Source organism: Paracoccus sp. ME4 (genome assembly GCF_046736325.1).
Lineage (GTDB): Bacteria > Pseudomonadota > Alphaproteobacteria > Rhodobacterales > Rhodobacteraceae > Paracoccus.
Genome location: NZ_CP151276.1, coordinates 1,167,785 through 1,184,679, shown reverse-complemented (window position 1 = coordinate 1,184,679; position 16,895 = coordinate 1,167,785). Strand labels below are relative to the sequence as shown.

At 71.7% G+C, this 16,895-nt stretch carries 17 protein-coding genes; 6 read left to right on the top strand and 11 right to left on the bottom strand.

Annotated elements, in window-relative coordinates; translation table 11 throughout:
- Positions 1 to 185: 185 nt before the first annotated feature.
- The 3 genes from AACG61_RS06060 to AACG61_RS06050 all read right to left on the bottom strand — a co-directional run bounded on the left by AACG61_RS06060 (position 186) and on the right by AACG61_RS06050 (position 2,686).
- The gene (locus AACG61_RS06060; protein ID WP_411839102.1) at positions 186 to 644 is read right to left on the bottom strand and encodes an Lrp/AsnC family transcriptional regulator; all 459 of its coding nucleotides are present in this window, start codon (positions 642 to 644) and stop codon (positions 186 to 188) included.
- Entirely contained in the window at positions 641 to 2,104 is a 1,464-nt protein-coding gene (locus tag AACG61_RS06055) for an aminotransferase class V-fold PLP-dependent enzyme (RefSeq protein ID WP_411839101.1), read from the bottom strand. The genes AACG61_RS06060 and AACG61_RS06055 overlap by 4 nt, the downstream gene beginning before the upstream one ends.
- 129 nt (positions 2,105 to 2,233) lie before the next feature.
- Positions 2,234 to 2,686, bottom strand: coding sequence for an RrF2 family transcriptional regulator (locus AACG61_RS06050; protein WP_411839100.1), 453 nt, complete (start codon positions 2,684 to 2,686; stop codon positions 2,234 to 2,236).
- Positions 2,687 to 2,881: 195 nt separating this feature from the next.
- Between AACG61_RS06050 and AACG61_RS06045 the strand changes: the two genes are divergently transcribed.
- The 4 genes from AACG61_RS06045 to AACG61_RS06030 all read left to right on the top strand — a co-directional run bounded on the left by AACG61_RS06045 (position 2,882) and on the right by AACG61_RS06030 (position 5,633).
- Entirely contained in the window at positions 2,882 to 3,364 is a 483-nt protein-coding gene (locus AACG61_RS06045; RefSeq protein WP_411839099.1) for an Lrp/AsnC family transcriptional regulator, read from the top strand.
- An 86-nt stretch (positions 3,365 to 3,450) separates the two neighbouring features.
- A complete protein-coding gene (locus AACG61_RS06040) occupies positions 3,451 to 4,047 on the top strand; it encodes an RBBP9/YdeN family alpha/beta hydrolase (RefSeq protein ID WP_411839098.1) in 597 nt (198 codons plus the stop codon).
- 30 nt (positions 4,048 to 4,077) lie between these two features.
- On the top strand, positions 4,078 to 4,230 hold the full coding sequence (locus tag AACG61_RS06035) for a hypothetical protein (protein ID WP_411839097.1): 153 nt from the start codon (positions 4,078 to 4,080) through the stop codon (positions 4,228 to 4,230).
- A gap of 23 nt (positions 4,231 to 4,253) precedes the next feature.
- Positions 4,254 to 5,633: an FAD/NAD(P)-binding protein gene (locus AACG61_RS06030; RefSeq protein ID WP_411839096.1), complete on the top strand. Its 1,380-nt coding sequence runs from the start codon at positions 4,254 to 4,256 to the stop codon at positions 5,631 to 5,633.
- Here AACG61_RS06030 and AACG61_RS06025 read toward each other — a convergent pair.
- The 6 genes from AACG61_RS06025 to AACG61_RS06000 form a co-directional block, all read right to left on the bottom strand.
- Positions 5,630 to 6,901 carry a hemolysin family protein gene (locus AACG61_RS06025; RefSeq protein ID WP_411839095.1) on the bottom strand — a complete coding sequence of 424 codons (1,272 nt, stop codon included), beginning with the start codon at positions 6,899 to 6,901 and terminating at the stop codon, positions 5,630 to 5,632. The genes AACG61_RS06030 and AACG61_RS06025 overlap by 4 nt on opposite strands.
- A gap of 194 nt (positions 6,902 to 7,095) precedes the next feature.
- Positions 7,096 to 7,257 carry a hypothetical protein gene (locus AACG61_RS06020; RefSeq protein WP_411839094.1) on the bottom strand — a complete coding sequence of 54 codons (162 nt, stop codon included), beginning with the start codon at positions 7,255 to 7,257 and terminating at the stop codon, positions 7,096 to 7,098.
- A 132-nt stretch (positions 7,258 to 7,389) separates the two neighbouring features.
- Positions 7,390 to 8,907 carry a tripartite tricarboxylate transporter permease gene (locus tag AACG61_RS06015; protein ID WP_411839093.1) on the bottom strand — a complete coding sequence of 506 codons (1,518 nt, stop codon included), beginning with the start codon at positions 8,905 to 8,907 and terminating at the stop codon, positions 7,390 to 7,392.
- Positions 8,908 to 8,911: 4 nt separating this feature from the next.
- Positions 8,912 to 9,400, bottom strand: a complete 489-nt coding sequence (locus AACG61_RS06010) for a tripartite tricarboxylate transporter TctB family protein (RefSeq protein WP_411839092.1) — start codon at positions 9,398 to 9,400, stop codon at positions 8,912 to 8,914.
- Positions 9,397 to 10,341 (bottom strand): Bug family tripartite tricarboxylate transporter substrate binding protein, encoded by a 945-nt coding sequence (locus AACG61_RS06005; protein ID WP_411839091.1) that lies wholly within the window; start codon positions 10,339 to 10,341, stop codon positions 9,397 to 9,399. The genes AACG61_RS06010 and AACG61_RS06005 overlap by 4 nt, the downstream gene beginning before the upstream one ends.
- Before the next feature lie 85 nt (positions 10,342 to 10,426).
- The gene (locus AACG61_RS06000) at positions 10,427 to 11,509 is read right to left on the bottom strand and encodes an ABC transporter substrate-binding protein (protein WP_411839090.1); all 1,083 of its coding nucleotides are present in this window, start codon (positions 11,507 to 11,509) and stop codon (positions 10,427 to 10,429) included.
- A gap of 93 nt (positions 11,510 to 11,602) precedes the next feature.
- Here AACG61_RS06000 and AACG61_RS05995 point away from each other — a divergent pair, with 93 nt between their 5' ends.
- Both AACG61_RS05995 and AACG61_RS05990 read left to right on the top strand, forming a co-directional pair.
- Complete coding sequence (locus AACG61_RS05995) at positions 11,603 to 12,271, top strand: response regulator (RefSeq protein WP_411839089.1); 669 nt, start codon at positions 11,603 to 11,605, stop codon at positions 12,269 to 12,271.
- Between the two features lie 3 nt (positions 12,272 to 12,274).
- The gene (locus AACG61_RS05990; protein ID WP_411839088.1) at positions 12,275 to 13,636 is read left to right on the top strand and encodes a sensor histidine kinase; all 1,362 of its coding nucleotides are present in this window, start codon (positions 12,275 to 12,277) and stop codon (positions 13,634 to 13,636) included.
- 22 nt (positions 13,637 to 13,658) lie between these two features.
- Here the strand turns inward: AACG61_RS05990 and AACG61_RS05985 are convergent, their stop codons facing one another.
- Together AACG61_RS05985 and AACG61_RS05980 are read right to left on the bottom strand one after the other, a co-directional pair.
- Entirely contained in the window at positions 13,659 to 16,190 is a 2,532-nt protein-coding gene (locus AACG61_RS05985; protein ID WP_411839087.1) for an ABC transporter permease, read from the bottom strand.
- The gene (locus AACG61_RS05980; RefSeq protein ID WP_411839086.1) at positions 16,187 to 16,870 is read right to left on the bottom strand and encodes an ABC transporter ATP-binding protein; all 684 of its coding nucleotides are present in this window, start codon (positions 16,868 to 16,870) and stop codon (positions 16,187 to 16,189) included. Before AACG61_RS05980 ends, AACG61_RS05985 begins: the two co-directional genes overlap by 4 nt.
- Between the last annotated feature and the right edge of the window lie 25 nt (positions 16,871 to 16,895).

Here is a 16,895-nt window from a genome sequence, read left to right as displayed (position 1 = left end):
GCCAGCGCGCGCGCGGCGGCCAGGAAGATCAGAAAGCTGCCCGCGCCAAGCGCGAGATAGACGATGTCGGTCATGGGGCGATTCCCTTGCGGTTCAGATATGGCCCCAATCTGGTCCCTGCCCCCGTCAGGGTTCCATGCGCGATGCGCGGGCGCGCCGTAAGGATCGCGTAAGGACGGGCCGTCTCAGACCGGCAGGGGGCGCTGGTCGGCGATGGCCTCCATGGTGATGACCGAGGTCACCGTGTCCAGCTCCATCCGCTCGATCAGGCGCTGATAGACGCGGTCGTAATCGTTCATGTCCGCCGCCACGACCTTCAGCATGTAGTCGTAATCGCCCGCGATCCGGTAAAAGTCGATGACCTCGGGGATGGCCAGGACCATGCGGCGGAACTCGGCCAGCCAGTCGCGGGAATGATGGCGGGTGCGGATCATCACGAAGACGGTCAGCGTCAGCCCCGCCCGGCCCGCATCGATCACCGCGCGCGTGCCGGTCAGCACGCCCGCCTCGCGCAGCGCGTGCAGGCGGCGCGCGCAGGCGGTCTGCGACAGGCCCACCCGTTCGGCCAGGTCGCGCTGCGACAGGGTGCCGTCCTGCTGCAGCGCCTGAAGGATGGCGCGGTCCAGGTGGTCCGGCGCGCTCATGCGACGGCCTGCTCAGGCAGGGGGTGGAAGCGCGCCGTGCGGGCATCGCCGCGATAGCGGTGGGCGTGGCGGTCGGCATCCTGCGGCAGGGCCGCGACGGCCTCCAGGATCAGGCGCTCCTTCTCCGGGGTCAGATAGGCCGACAGGTTCAGGCGCAGCCAGCCGGGCCTGGCGGTCTCCTCTCCGGAGAGGATCGACTCGCGCAGCGCATCCGACCGCGCGTCGTCGATCCCCAGCAGGGCGTGGGCATAGGGTCCCGCGCAGGCGCATCCGCCCCGCGCCTGGATGCCGTGCAGGTCCGACAGAAGCCGCGTCGCCAGCTGGTGATGCACATGCCCGCCTTGCCCGTCGCCCAAGCGGATCGAGAAGATCGGCAGGCGCGGCGCCGTCGGGTGGCCCAGCAGCTCCAGCCGGGGCACCGCCGACCAGCGCGCCCGCGCCCGCGCCGCCAGATCCGCGTGCCGCGCATCCAGCCAGTCCTGGTCCACCGCCGCCTTGACCATCAGCGCCAGCGCCGCGCGGATGTCGCCGATGACATTGGGCGTGCCCGATTCCTCGCGCGCGGCTAGGTCGGTCGCATAGTCGTGGCCGCGACCGGAGACGAAGCGCACCGTGCCGCCGCCGGGCTGGCCGGGTCGCGTGGCGCGCACCGCGTCGTGGCGCAGGACCAAGATGCCGGACGCGCCCGGCCCGCCCAGGAACTTGTGCGGCGACAGCACGACCGCGTCCTTGGCATGATCGGTGCCCGAGGCCATGTCGACCGGCACATAGGGCGCCCCCGCGGCATAGTCCCAGACCGTGACCACGCCCGCCGCCCGCAGCATCCGCCCCACGGCCACCGTGTCGGTCAGGATGCCCGTCACGTTCGACACCGCCGACAGGGCCGCGACGCGCAGGGGCCGGTCGCGGGTCCGCTCCAGCGCCTCGGCCAGGGCGGTGCGGCAGGGGCCGCCGTCCGGGGCCTCGGGCAGGGTGATGATCTCGGCCCCACTCTCGCGCCAGGGCAGGATGTTCGAATGATGCTCATAGGGGCCCAGCAGGACGACCGGGCGCGCGCCTGCCGCGACCGCCCGCGGCAGGCCCAGCAGATGGACCAGCCGGTTGACCCCCGCCGTGGCCCCCGCCCCCGCGAAGATGACCGAACAGTCGGGACCGGTGCCAAGCATCGCGGCGATGCGCTGGCGCGCCTCGCGGCGCAAACGCGTCATGAACGCGCCGCAATAGGAGGCCTCGGTATGGCTGTTGGCGTAATAGGGAAGGACCTCGTCGCGGATGAAATCCTCGACCTGGGCCAGCGCGCGCCCCGAGGCGGTGTAATCGGCATAGATCAGCGCGCGGGGGCCGAAGGGTCCGGGCAGGGCCACCCCCTCGCCGATGGTGCCGGCGCGCAGCCGCGCGGGAAGGTCGGGGCCACCGAGGCTGGCGGCAAAGCGGTCGAGGGGCGTGGTCATGGCGGTCATCCGTGCTGGGCTGACCCGACGCTACCCCCGGCTCGCCTGGTCGAACAACGCCCCATCGCGTCGAAATCGGCCTGCAATCGGTTCAACTGACGCGCCAAATCGCCTGAAACGGCGCATATGAACCAAAGATCACTCGCCCGTGACCTGGGCGGCCACGGCCTCCGACCCCAGCATGTCGGCCAAGCTCAGCGATTCGATCAGGATCAGATAGGACCAGAACACCTCGGAGAAGACGCGGCGCAGGCGGCAGCTGGCCTCGTCGGTGCAGTCCTCGCAGCGCTGATAGGCGCGGCGCGACAGGCAGGGCAAGGGCGCGATCGGCCCGTCTATCAGCCGCAGCAGCTCCGAGATCGAGATGTCCTCGGGCCGCTTGATCAGCGTGTATCCCCCCGACCGCCCCCGGATCGAGGCGACGATGCCGGCATTGCGGATCTCCAGCAGGATCTGTTCCAGGAACCGCTTGGGCGTGCCCGACCGGCGGGCGATGGCCTCGATGGTCAGCGCCTCGGGGCGGTCGCGGCGGGCCTCGTCGCCCAGAACCAGCAGGGCCTTCAGCGCGTATTTCATCTTCTGCGTGATCATGGCCCGGCCCCCGACGCGTTGGTGTCGCCCGGATATAAGGCCGAACCGGCCCGTGCGAAAGAAAAGACGACCCGAATCCGCGTCTTTTTTCCCGTCCGTGTCGGACCGGTCGCGGCGGCGCCGCGCCTAAAGACGATAAAGGCGCTAGACAATATATTCTTTTGCGGCATTCTGCCGGAGAAAGGAATCGCCGCCATGACGCAATCCGCCGCCCTGGACCTGATCGACCGCAAGATCGTCGCCGCGCTGATGGCCGACGCGACCATGCCCATCGCCCAGATCGCCGACAAGGTCGGCCTGTCTCAGACCCCCTGCTGGAAGCGCATCCAGAAGCTGGAGGCGTCGGGCGTGCTGACGGGCCGGGTCGCGCTGGCCGATCCGGCGCGGTTGGGCTTCGGGCTGACCGTCTTCGTGGGCATCGAGGCGCCCGATCACGGGCCGGAATGGCGCGCGGACTTCACCCGCGCGGTCGACACCCTGCCCGAGGTGATGGAGGCGTGGCGGATGGCGGGCGACATCGACTATCTGCTGCGCGTGGCGGTGCCCGACATGGCGGCCTATGACCGCTTCTACCGGCTGCTGACCGACGCCGTGCCGATCAAGAACGTCACCTCGCAATTCGCGATGGAGCGCGTGCGCCACACCACCGCCTATCCGGTGAACACCCGCGACAGGTAGAACGGCGTTCCCTTTCGGGGGCGATCTTTGGAACCCAAATACACGACAAACATTGTAGTGTTATGAGAGATAAAAGGAGCGATGCGATGACCAAGACCCTGATCGTCCCCGGCCTCGACGGCTCTCAGGCCCCGCACTGGCAGGACTGGTGGGCGCGCACGGACCCTGACGCCATGCTGCTGGAGATGGGCGACCCCACCCGCCCCGTCCGCGAGGTCTGGGAGGCGACGCTGGCCGCGCATGTCATGGCGCATCCCGATTCGATCCTGGTGGGCCATTCGCTCGGGGCGGTGACCATCGCGCATCTGCTGGGCCGCTGGCCGGGCCTGCGGGTGCGGGCCGCGCTGCTGGTGGCGCCCGCCGATCCGGTCCTGTCCGAGCGCACGCGCCGCTTCGGCCGCCTGCCGCGCGAGCGGTTCGACGTGCCCTCCGTCCTGGTGGCCAGCCGCAACGACCCGTGGATGTCCTTCGACCTCAGCCGCCAGATGGCCGACACCTGGGGCGCCGAGCTGCACGACATCGGCCATGCGGGCCACATCAACGCGGCATCGGGCTTCGGCCCCTGGCCCGCGGGCAAGGCGCTGCGCGACGGGCTGATCGCGGCCACCCAACGGCCCGGCCTGCTGGCCCGCCTGCACGGCGGCTGGCGCGGTGGCGAGGCACTGCGCGCCCGTCTGGCCTGACCCTGAACCCACAGTCACGGGAGAAACCCGATGTTCGACCTGCAGACCGAAGCCTTCCTGCGCCACGCCCATGCCCCGCAGCAGCGGCGCGCGGCCCGCGACCACGACACCAGCCCGGTCGTCCCGGTGCTGATCGCGCTCAGCCTGGCGATGTGGTGCGGCGTGCTGTTCGCCGCGCTCTGACCCCCTCACCCCGGAGACGCCCCATGAAGATCGACGCCCGCCCCGACATGCCCGCCGCCCATGCCGCGCACTGGCCCCATGTCGTCGTCATCGGCGGCGGCGCCAGCGGGGTCCTGCTGGCCGCCCATCTGCTGCGCGATCCGCAGGCGGCGCTGCGCGTCACGGTCGTCGAGGGTCGGCACATGCTGGGCTGCGGCGTGGCCTATTCGACAAACGATCCGCGCCACCTGCTGAACACCCGCGTCGCCAACATGAGCGCCTTTCCCGACGATCCCGACCATTTCCGTTCTTGGCTGGAACAGGGCGGGCATGCGGCGACGGGGGCCTGCTTCGTCAGCCGGGCGACCTACGGCGCCTACATGACGGCACTTCTGGCGCCGCTGACGGCGGATGGGCGGCTGCGCTGCGTGCGGGCGACCTGCCTGCGGCTGACGCCCGCGAAGGGCGGGGTGGCGGCGCATCTCGACGACGGTCAGGTCATCCCGGCCGACCGCGCCGTGCTGGCCACCGGCCACGCCCTGCCCGAGGCCGACCCGGAGGGTCTGGTCCTGGGCGCATGGGAGGCCGCGCCGCCGCCGCCCTCCGGCGGGCGGGTGGTCATCGTCGGGTCGGGCCTATCGATGGTCGATCAGGCGATCAGCCTGATGGCCTCGGGCCATCGCGGAGAGATCGTGGCCCTGTCGCGGCGCGCGCAGCTGCCCCGCGTCCATGCGCCGGGCCAGCCGCTGCCGCTGGACCGGGCCGAGATCCCCTTGGGCGCGCCGGTCAGTCGCCTGATGGCCTGGCTGCGCGCGCAGGTCCGCCGGGCCGAGGCCCAGGGCGGCACCTGGCGCGACGCGGTGGACGGGCTGCGCCCGCATCTGTCGGCGCTGTGGCGCGCCCTGCCCCATGCCGACCGCGCGCGCTTCCTGCGCCATGCGGCGCCCTGGTGGGAGGTGCATCGCCACCGCCTGCCGCCCGAAAGCGCGGCCCCGCTGGAGGCGGCGCTGAACGACGGCCGCCTGCGCCTGCTGGCCGGCAGCTTCGAGGGCGCCAGCCGCGACGGCACCATCCTGCGCGCCCATTGGCGCCCGCGCGGAGAGGACCGGGTGCTGAGCCTGGATGCCGCGCGGATCGTCGATTGCCGGGGCATCCGCCGCGATCCGCGCCGCAACGCGACGCCGCTGATCGCGGACCTGCTGACGCGCGGGGCCGCGCGCATCGACCCGCTGGCGCTCGGGCTGGACGTGACGCCCGACTGCGCGGTGATCGACGCGGCCGGACGCCCCGATCCGCGCATCCGCGCCATCGGCCCGGCCAGCCGCGCGGCCTTCTGGGAGGTCACGGCCATTCCCGACATCCGCGAACAGGCCGCGCGCGTGGCGCAGGTGCTGCGCGCGGAGCTGGTCCGGGTGCCGGCCTAGGCCTGCGACACCAAGAGCTTGTCGATGCGGCGACCGTCGAGGTCGACGACCTCGATCCGCCAGCCCGGCAGGCCGACATGGGCGCCAACCTCGGGCAGCACGCCCGCCAGGTCCAGCACCAGGCCCGCGACGGATTCATAGTCGCGGTCCTCCGGAAGGGTGATGCCCAGCAGGTCGGCGAACTCGTCCGCGGGCATCCAGCCCGCGATCAGCCAGCTGCCGTCCTCGCGGCGTACGGCCTTGGGCTCGTCCTCGCCCGGATCGGGGAAGTCGCCCGCGATCGCCTCCAGGACGTCCATGGCGGTGATCACGCCCTCGAAGTTACCGTATTCGTCGAAGACCAGCAGCATATGCGCGGGCGAGGATTTCAGCTGCTCGATCACGTTCAGCGCGGGCAGGCCGTCGCGGACCACCGGGACGGGCTGGATCAGGCTGCGCAGGTCGGCCTCGGGGTCGGCCTGCAGGCGGATCAGGTCGCGCGCGTGGATCACCCCCGCGATATCGTCATCCCCGCCGTCGCGCAGCAGCACCCGCGAACGGTGCCCCGCGCGGAGGATCTGCGCCAGCGCCTCGGGTCCGGCATCGGCATCCGCGATCAGCACCTCGCGGCGCGGCGTCATCAGCCCGCGCGCGCTGCGATCGGCGATGCGCATGACGCCGGCGATCATCTCGTTCTCGGCGGGCTCGATCACGCCGGCGCTGTGGGCCTCGGCCAGCATGACCTTGATCTCCTCGTCCGACATGCTGCTCTCGGCCTTGCCGGACTGACCCAGCAGCGCCAGGACCACCCGCCCCGACCGGTCCAGCACCCAGACCACCGGCGCGGCGATCCGCGAGATCAGCCGGATCAGCGGCGCGATGCGCGCGGCCACGGCCTCGGGCGCGCGCAGCGCGATCTGCTTGGGGACCAGCTCTCCCACGATCAGCGACAGATAGGTGATGGCCACGACGACCCCGCCCACGGCCAGCGTGTTGGCCAGCGCGGGCTGCATGCCCCCCGCGACCAGCGCGGCCGACAGGCGCGTGCCCAGGGTGGCGCCCGAGAAGGCGCCCGACAGCACGCCGACCAGCGTGATGCCGATCTGCACGCTGGACAGGAAGCGGCCCGGATCGGCCGCCAGGTCCAGCGCGATGGCCGCGCCCCGGCTGCCCTGTTGGGACATTGTCTTGAGGCGTGCGGGTCGCGCCGAGACGATGGCCAGTTCGGACATGGCAAGAATGCCGTTGAACAGGGTCAACAGCAGGACGATGGCGATTTCAAAATACATGGGACTTTCGTCAGGTGATGGAAGGCGGCCTCACGGGCCGGCCCTGATCCGCAGATTAGGGCAGCATCACCGGTCGGACCAGCGGAAATCACGGCATTTCTCGACACGACCGCATTTCCGCGCATCGAACGCGGCAAGGACGAAAGCGCGCCGCAGGGGCGGCGCGCCGGTTGGCGGATCGGGCGTCGGGCCGATCAGATATGCGTCGGGAAGCTGTCACGGCGGATGCCCAGCTGCTTGAGGCTGGCATCGGCGGGGCGACGATGGGCCCGGACGGCACGCGCGGCCTCGAGGCTGGCGCCGAGGGTGTCCAGAGCCGACAGGATGCGGGTCCAGGCGTTGCGCAGGGTGGTCATTTCGATCTCTCTTTCTGTCATCTGGTGACAGGAGGGATATCGGGTCTGACCACCCATTCTGCAATGCGGCATTGGGAAGACCCGCCTTGCAGCAGGTGCATAGCCCGGCCCGTGTCGGGGCCGGGCCGTGCGTCAATCCTCGTCGGAGGCCATCTGGCTGAGGACCTGGCCCTTGCCGCGGGCGCGCATGATCATCGGCACGATCAGCGCAAAGGCCGCCACCGCGATCAGTCCCGCCGAGACCGGCGTCGAGACCAGCGTGGTCACGTCGCCCTGGCTGATCGACAGCGCGCGGCGCAGCTGCTGTTCGGCCATCGGTCCCAGGATCAGGCCCACGACCACGGGCGCGATCGGATAGCCGTAAAGGCGCATCAGATAGCCCATGACGCCGAAGATCAGCAGCATCGACAGCTCGATCGGCGACGGGTTGGCGCCGATCGTGCCAAGCGTGGCAAAGCACAGGATGCCCGCATAGAGCCACGGCCGCGGGATGGTCAGCAACCGCACCCACAGGCCGATCAGCGGCAGGTTCAGCACCACCAGCATCACGTTCGCGATCAGCAGCGACGCGATCAGGCCCCAGACCAGGTCAGGGTTGGTCGCGAAGAGCAGCGGTCCCGGCTGAAGGCCGAACTGCTGGAAACCCGCCAGCATGATCGCCGCCGTCGCCGTCGTCGGCAGGCCGAGCGTCAGCAGCGGCACCAGCGTTCCGGCGGCGCTGGCGTTGTTCGCGGCCTCGGGTCCGGCGACGCCCTCGATGGCGCCGTGGCCGAACTCCTCGGGGTGCTTGGCGGCGCGCTTCTCGGCGGCATAGGACAGGAAGGTGGCGATGTCGGCGCCGCCCGCCGGCATGGCGCCGATGGGAAAGCCGATGAAGGTGCCGCGCAGCCAGGGCTTCCACGACCGCTTCCAGTCGCTGACCGTCATCCAGACCGAACCCTTGACAGCGGTCACCTTGTCCTCGACGCCGAAGCGGTTGGCGGCGACGATCATCGCCTCGCCCACGGCGAAGAGCGCGACGGCCAGGGTCGTGACCTCGATCCCGTCCAGCAGCTGCGGGACGCCGAAGTCCAGGCGCGCCTGTCCGGTCAGCTGATCGATGCCGATCAGCGACAGCGACAGGCCGATGAACAGCGAGATCAGCCCCTTGCGCGCGCTGTCCCCGAATGCCGAGGACACGGTGACGAAGGCCAGCACCATCAGCGCGAAATATTCGCGCGGCCCGAAGGTCAGGGCCAGCTTGACCACGGTCGGCGCGACGAAGGCCAGCAGCAGCGTGGCGATCAGGCCCGCGACGAACGAGCCGATGGCCGCGGTGGCCAGCGCCGGGCCGCCGCGTCCGGCGCGGGCCATCTTGTTGCCCTCCAGCGCGGTCACGATGGAGGCGCTCTCGCCCGGCGTGTTCAGCAGGATCGACGTGGTCGAGCCGCCATACATGCCGCCGTAATAGATGCCCGCGAACATGACCAGCGACCCGGCCGGGTCCAGCCCGTAGGTCACCGGCAGCAGCAGCGCCACGGTCAGCGCGGGGCCGATGCCGGGCAGCACGCCCACGGCGGTGCCCACGGTCACGCCGATCAGCGCATAGAGCAGGATCATCGGGTCGGTGGCGACCATCAGGCCCTGAAACAGATATCCGAACGTGTCCATGCCCCTAGCCCCCCGTGATCAGACGTTCCAGCGGACCGGCCGGCAGGCTGAGGTTCAGAAGCTGGGAGAAGACCAGGTAGATGGTCCCGGAAAAGACCAGCCCGATGGGCAGGGTCAGCAGAAGGTTGCGCTTGCCGAAGGCGCGCGCGGTCGCCGCGAACAGCAGCGCGGTCGAGATGACGAAGCCCGCCGTGTTCAGAAGCGCCAGCTGCGCCGCCAGGCCGCCGATGATCCAGGCGATGGGCGCGGGGTCCTGGGCGGGCCGTTCGGACGGACCCTCGCGGAAGGCCGCGACGACGGTCCAGGCCGAGAGGCCCAGCAGGCACCACGCGATCCAGCGCGGGACGTCGGCCGGGCCGACGCCGGAATAGCCCCGGTTCTGCGGCAGGCCTGCGACGTCGCGGAAGATGACGACCGCGATCAGCGCAAGCACCGCCGCCACGGTCAGCGCCGCCCCGTCGGGGCGGCGTCTCGTGTCCGGGGCCTGGCTCATTCGACCAGCCCGATGTCCTTGAGGACCGCGGCCGTGGTGGCGATGTCCTGCTCAAGCTGGGCGTTGAATTCGTCGCCCGCCAGGTAGGTGTCGGACCAGCCCTTGGACGCCAGAGCCTCCTGCCAGGCGGTCGATTTCGCCATCGTCTCGATGTCGGCGGCGATCGCGGCCTGATCCTCGGCCGAGAGGCCTGGCGCGGCGGCGACCATGCGCCAGTTCTGCAGCACCACGTCCAGACCCGATTCGCTCAGCGTGGGCGCGTCGATGCCCTCGATCCGCTCCTCGGAGGTGACGGCCAGGATGCGCAGCGTGCCGGCATCGGCCTGCGGCTTGAACTCGCCCACCGACGAGATGCCCGCGGTGACCTGGTTGCCCAGGATCGCGGCCAGCGCCTCGCCGCCGCCCGAATAGGCGATGTAGTTGATGGCGGTCGGATCGACGCCCGCGGCATTGGCCAGCAGGCCGACCGCGATATGGTCCGCGCCGCCCGCCGAACCGCCGGCCCAGCTGACCGAACCCGGATCGGCCTTCAGCATCTCGACCAGCTGGTTGATGTCCTGGATCTCGGACGCGGTCGGCACCACGATCGCCTCGTATTCGCCGGTCAGGCGGGCGATGGGCGTCACGTCGGCCAGCGACACGGGCGAGGCGTTGGTCAGGATCGCGCCGACCATGACATAGCCGCCCACGATCAGCTGGTCGGCCTTGCCCGAGGCCTGCGACGCGAACTGCGCCAGGCCGACGGTGCCACCGGCGCCGGGCACGTTCTGGACCTGCACCGAATCGGAGATGCCTTCGGCCTGCAGGACCTCCTGCATGGTGCGGGCGGTCTGGTCCCAGCCACCGCCGGGCGCCGCGGGCGCCAGGATGGTATAGTCGGTGGCCAGCGCGGGAACGGCCAGAGCGGCCGTGAACAGGCCCGCAAGGAATGCGTGTTTCAAGGTAGTCCTCCCCTATTGGCCGGGCCTCCACCCGGCAGGGGCCACCTTGGCACGCGAACCTGTCACAAAGCTGACATCGCGGGCATCAATCCGCGGCGGGACCGGGATCGGGCGTCAGGGCCTGCTGCCAGCGGCTGATCAGCCGGGCGCGGCGGGACTGGTCCAGATAGGCCAGCAGGCCGGGGCTGATCGCGACGGGGCGCAGCTGCGCGCCAAGCGCGGGGGGCAGGTTTCCGGCCGTGGCACCGATCTCCAGGCTGACGGCGGGCAGGCGCAGCTCCTCCGCCAGGATGGTCTGGCCCTCGCGCGACATCAGGAAGGCCAGGAAATCCGCGCCCAGATCGGGCCGCGCCGCCGCGCGGGGCACCAGCGCCACCCGCGACACCACCACCGTGAAGTCGCGCGGCAGCAGCAGGCCCAGGTCCGGCTCCTGCCGCGCCCGGTCCGCGGCATAGGAGCCGAGGATGTTGTAGCCCACCGCCAGCCGCCCGTCCGCGACCCGGTCCAGGATCTCGCGCGAGGTGGCGAACTGCTGCACGCCCGCCCGCCCCATCGCCGCGCCCAGGTTCCAGATGTCGAAAAAATGCTCCTGATCGCGAGCCAGGAACAGATAGCCCACGCCCGAGCGCGCGATGTCGTAGGTGCCGATGCGCCCCTGCACCTGCGGCCCGCCATGCTCCAGCCAGTCCAGCAGCTCGAACCGGGTCGCGGGCGGTTCGCGGTCGCGGAAGCTGGGCCGGTGATAGACCAGGACCGCGGGCTCGAAGGTGATCGCATAGGCCGTGTCGCGCCAGTTCGCCCAACGCGGCCACTCCTCCGACGCGGGCGTGGGCACGGCCATGGCATAGCCGTCATTGGCCAGCTTGACCTGCAGGTCCATCGCGCTGGAGAAGGCCAGGTCGGCCGTGCGCGCCCCGTCATCGGTCTCCTGCGTGACGCGGGCGAAGATCTGGCCGGTCAGCAGGTCCTGGAACTCGACCGTGACGCCGGGATGGCGGGCCTGGAACCCCTCGATCAGCGGGCGGGCCAGATCCTCGTCCAGCGACATGTAGAGCTTCAGCCGGTCCGCCCCGCTGCCCTGCGGCGCGGGAAAGGTCAGCACCTGCGCCGCCGCCGCACCGGCGGTCAGCATCAGCGTCAGCAGCAGGGGAATCGCGCGGGCCAGCATGGCGCCATCGTGGCACCGCCGGGGCCGCGGGGGCAAGCGCGCCCTTGCCCCCCGCCGCGCCGCCGCCCTAAGATCGCGACGGGGGGACAGGACATGCGCATTCTGCTGGTCGAGGACAACGCCGCCCTGGCTGACGGGCTGGTGCAGCTGCTGTCCGGGGCGGGCCATGCGGTCGATCACGTCGATGACGGCGCCTCGGCCGAGGCGCTGATCGCGGCGGAGCGGTTCGATCTGGTGATCCTGGACCTGAACCTGCCGCAGATGGACGGGCTGGAGGTGCTGCGCCGCATGCGCCAGCGCCGCGACCCGGCGGCGGTGATGATCCTGACCGCCCGCGGCACCCCCGAGGAGCGCGTGCGCGGCCTGGACCTGGGCGCGGACGACTATCTGGTCAAGCCCTTCGAGATCACCGAGTTCGAGGCCCGCGTCCGCTCGCTGCTGCGCCGCCAGGCGGGGCTGCGCGCGGCCGAGGTCACCATCGGCGGCGTCATGCTGGACCTGACCGCGCGGCGGTTCATGGCGCAGGGACAGCCGATGGACCTGCCGGCGCGCGAACACGCGCTGCTGGAGCTGCTGTTCATGCGCGCGGGCAAGGTCGTGCCCAAGGACGTGATCATGCAGTCCATGACATCGCTGGACGACACCCTGTCCGATAACGCGATCGAGCAATATGCCAGCCGCCTGCGCCGCCGCCTGGCCCCGCACGGGGTGCAGCTGCGCACCGCGCGCGGCATCGGCTATTACATCGACAAGGGCGTCTAGGCCTTGGGCTCGCTGCGCCACCGCCTGCTGGGCTGGCTGCTGGCGGCGACGGCGGCCCTGGGCAGCCTGGCGCTGGCCGATACCTGGTCCGAGGCCGTGGCGACCGCCCGCGCGGTGTCTGACCGGGTGCTGGCCGGATCCGCCTTGGCCATCGCCGAACGGGTCACCGTCGCCGACGACGCGCAGCTGCAGGCCGACATCCCCTATTCCGCGCTGGAGATGCTGACCTCGACCGCGCAGGACAGCGTCTTCTATCGCGTGGACGGGCCGGACGGGTTCATGACCGGCTATGCCGATCTGCCGGTGGCGGAACCGCAGGGCGACGGCGCGGGCTATGCGGACGCCGATTTCGCGGGCGCGCCGATCCGGGTCATCACCCTGGCGCGCACGGTCTCCACCGGCATCGAATCGATCCCCTTCCGCGTCACGGTCGCGGAATCGAAGCTGGCGCGGAACCAGCTGTCGCGCGCGATCCTGCTGCGCTCGGCCGCGCGGCTGGCGCTGATGATCGGGGGCGCGGCAGCGATCATCTGGATCGCGGTGCCGCTGGCGCTGCGGCCGCTGAACAGGCTGGGGGGCGAGATCGGGGTGCGCCGCACCGACGACCTGTCCCCCCTGCCCGCCGATGTCCCGCAGGAGGTGCAGGGACTGGTGGGGGCGATGAACTCGTTCATGACGCGGCTGGACACGGCGCTGGCCGCGCTGCGCAACTTCACCGGCAATGCCAGCCATCAGCTGCGCACCCCCCTGGCGGTGATCCGCACGCAGCTGGTCCTGGCGCAGCGGGCGGGCGACGACCGCGCCGTGCGGGCCGCCGTCGCCAAGGCCGATGCGGCGCTGTCGGATGCCGAACGCATCCTGGCGCAGCTGCTGCTGCTGGCGCGGGTCGATGCGGCGGCGGGCCATCCGATGGCCGCGGCCCTGGATGCCGAGGCGCTGGCGCGCGACCTGACCGCCGCGATGATCCCGCGCGCCGCCGATGCGGGGATCGACCTGGGCTTCGACGGCCGCCCCGCCACCGTCCGGGCCGAGCCGGTGCTGCTGACCGAGGCGCTGAAGAACCTTCTGGACAACGCGCTGGCCTATGCCGGGCCGGGGGCCGAGATCACGGTCAGCGTCACCCGACAGGGCACTGATGCCGTGATCGCGGTCGAGGATGACGGGCCGGGCATCCCCGCCCCGGCCATGGCGCGGCTGACCTCGCGCTTTGCCCGCGGGGCTGAGGCTCCGGCGCGGCCGGGGGGCAGCGGCCTAGGCCTGGCCATCGTGACCGAGATCGCGCAGCTGTTCGGCGGCGGTCTGGCGCTGTCGCCCGGCAGGTCGGGACGCGGCCTGCGCGCCGAGCTGCGCCTGCCCGCGGCCTAGTCCTGCGCGCGCAGCACGCCGCCTAGTCCTGCGTGCGCAGCACGCGGGCCGGGCGCGCGGCCAGCGGACGCCAAGCAAAGATCAGCCCCGCAGCGACCGTCGCCACGATGCCCCCCGCCACGATCGGCAGCGCCGAGAGCGCGTCGAACCGATAGGGCACGTCCATGACGAAGCGGCTGACCGCCCAGCCCGCCATCCCCCCGCCCAACAGCGCGACCAGGCCCGCGGCCGCCCCCATCAGCGCCTGACGCAGCGCGAAGCTGCGCAGGATCAGCGCGCGCGACGCGCCGAGCGTCTTCAGGATCGCGGCTTCGTGGATGCGGGCGCGTTCGCCCGCCGCGGCCGCCCCGATCAGCACGACGAAGCCCGTGACCAGCGTGGCGCCCGCCGCCCAGGCCACCGCCGCGGCGATCCCCGCCAGGGCGTCCGAGGCGCGGTCGATCGCCTCGGCCACCGGGATGGCGGTGATGTTCGGGAAACGGTTGCCCAGATCGCGCAGGATCGGCGCCTCGGCCGCCGGATCGGCGTGGACGGTGGCGATATGGGTGTGCGGCGCACCGGCCAGCGCGCCGGGGGTCAGCGCCATGACGAAGCCGATGCCCGCATCGCTGAAATCCACGACGCGCAGGTTGGCGATGGTCGCGGTGATGTCGCGGCCCAGGATGTTCACGGTGACGGTGTCGCCCAGGTCCAGGCCGATCTCGGTTGCGATCTCGTCTGACAGGCTGACCAGCGGGGGGCCCGCGTAATCCTCGGGCCACCACTCGCCGCGGGTGATCTGGGTGCCGGGCGGCGGGGTCGCGGCATAGGTCACGCCCCGGTCGCCGCGCAGCACCCAGTGATCGCCCGCGACCTCGCGCGCGGGGCGGCCGTTCAGCTGCGTGACGATGCCGCGCAGCATCGGCGCGGTCTGGACCTCGCCGACCAGCGGATCGTCCCGCAGCCGGGCCAGGAACGGGTCCAGCTGATCGGGCTGGATGTCCAGGAAGAAATAGCTGGGCGCACGTTCGGGCAGTTCCGTCGCGATGGCCTGGCGCAGGTTCGACGACACCTGCCCCACCGCCGCCAGCACCGTCAGGCCCAGGCCCAGGGACAGGATCACCGACAGCGCCTCGCTGCGCGGTCCGCCGATCGCCGCCAGCGCCAGCCGCAGCGCAGGTCTGCGCCGCGCCAGCCGCGCCCCCGCCCCCGCCGCGCGCCGGACCAGCGCCGCCGCCCCGGCCAGCACGACAAAGGCCGCCAGCACGCCGCCCGCCATGCCAAGCGTGAGCCCCCAAAGCCCCGAGAACAGCGCCGCCAGCCCCACCAGCGCGACCAGCGCCGCGACGATCATCGCCAGATAGCGCCGCCCGGGCCAGCCGCCGCCGGAGGCATCCGCATCGCGGAACAGCGTCGCCGCCCGGACACCCCGCGTGCGCGCCAAGGGCCACAGCGCAAAGACGAAGGCGGTCAGCAGCCCATAGATCGCCGCCTGCGCCAGGGGGCCGGGATAGAGGCCGAACTCCGCCGGCACCGGCAGGCGCGCCGTCAGCAGCGGCGCCAGCGCCAGCGGCACCGCCGCCCCCAGGATCAGCCCCGCCGCGACGCCGATCGCGGTCACCGCCCCGATCTGCAGCAGATAGACCTGAAAGATCGTGCGCCCCGACGCGCCGAAGGTCTTCAGCACGGCGATGGTCTCGGTCTTGCGGGCCAGATGGGCGCGCACCGCGGCCGATACGCCGACCCCGCCCACGGCCAGCCCGGTCAGCCCGACCAGCACCAGGAACGCGCCGATGCGGTCCACGAAACTGTCGATGCCCGGCGCGCCGCGGCTGCTGTCGCGCCAGCGCGCGCCGCTGTCGGGGAAGGCCGCGCGCCAGTCGGCCCGCAGCGCGTCCAGATCGGTCCCCTGCGGCAGCGCCAGCCGGTAGTTGCTGTCGTAGAGCGTGCCCGCGCCCAGCAGCTCGCTGTCGGCCAGCGCCTCGCGCAGGACCAGGGTGCGGGGGCCGAAGCCGAAGCTGGCCGCGCCCGCATCGGGTTCGCTGACCAGCCGCGCGGTCAGCACGAAATCCTGCGTGCCAAGGCGGAACACGTCGCCCGGCGACAGCCCCAGCCTGTCGGCCAGCAGCGGCGCCATAACGCCCCCGGGCAGGCCCTGCGGGGTCGCCCCCAAGGCCTGGGCCAGCGGCATGGGTGGGTCCAGCACCGCCTGACCCAGCAGGGGCCACGCCGCGTCCACGCCCTTGACCTGGGTCAGGGCGCGTTCGGACGCATCCCCCTGCCCGACCACGGCCATGGACCGGAAATCCACGATCTCCGAGAGGGTTACGGAACGTTCCTCCAGCCAGTCGAGCTCCTCGGAGCTGGCAAAGCGATAGGTCAGCTGCACCTCGGCATCGCCGCCCAGCAGGACCGCGCCCTGCGAGGTCAGCCCCGCCTGGATCGCCGCGCGCACCGACCCCACAGCGGCGATGGCCGCCACGCCAAGCGCCAGGCAGGTCAGCAGCACCCAGAACCCGCGCAGGCCCCCGCGCAGGTCGCGCCGCGCCAGCCGCGCCGCCAGCGCCAGGCTCATGCCGCGACCTCGGCGGCCAGACGGCCGTCGGCCAGGCGGATCACCCGGTCGCAGCGTCGCGCCAGGTCCGGGTCATGCGTGACAAGAACCAGCGTCGCACCATGATCGGCGCGCAGACCGAACAGCAGGTCCATGATCGCCTGCCCCGTCGCCCCGTCCAGATTGCCGGTGGGTTCGTCGGCCAGCAGGATCGCCGGTCGCGGCGCCGCGGCGCGGGCCAGGGCCACGCGCTGCTGCTCTCCGCCCGACAGTTGCGCGGGGTAATGGTCGCGGCGCGCAGAAAGGCCCACGCGGTCCAGCTCCGCCGCCGCGCGGGCGAAGGCGTCGGGCGCACCGGCCAGCTCCAGGGGCGTCGCGACATTTTCAAGCGCCGTCATGGTGGGGATCAGGTGGAAGGACTGGAACACCACCCCCATATGGGACAGACGAAAGCGCGCCAGCGCATCCTCGTCCAGCGCGGTCAGGTCCTGACCCATCGCCTGGACAAGGCCGCCCGTGGCGCGTTCCAGACCGCCCATCAGCATGAGGAGCGACGACTTGCCCGATCCCGAAGGACCCACCAGCCCGACCGTCTCTCCGCGTTCGACCTGCAGCGACAGGCCACGCAGGATCGGGACCGGCCCGGCATTGCCCTGCAACGTCAGGTGCGTATCGGACAGGCGGATCACGGGGTCGGCCATCGGGTCGCTCCTTCGTCGCGGTCTG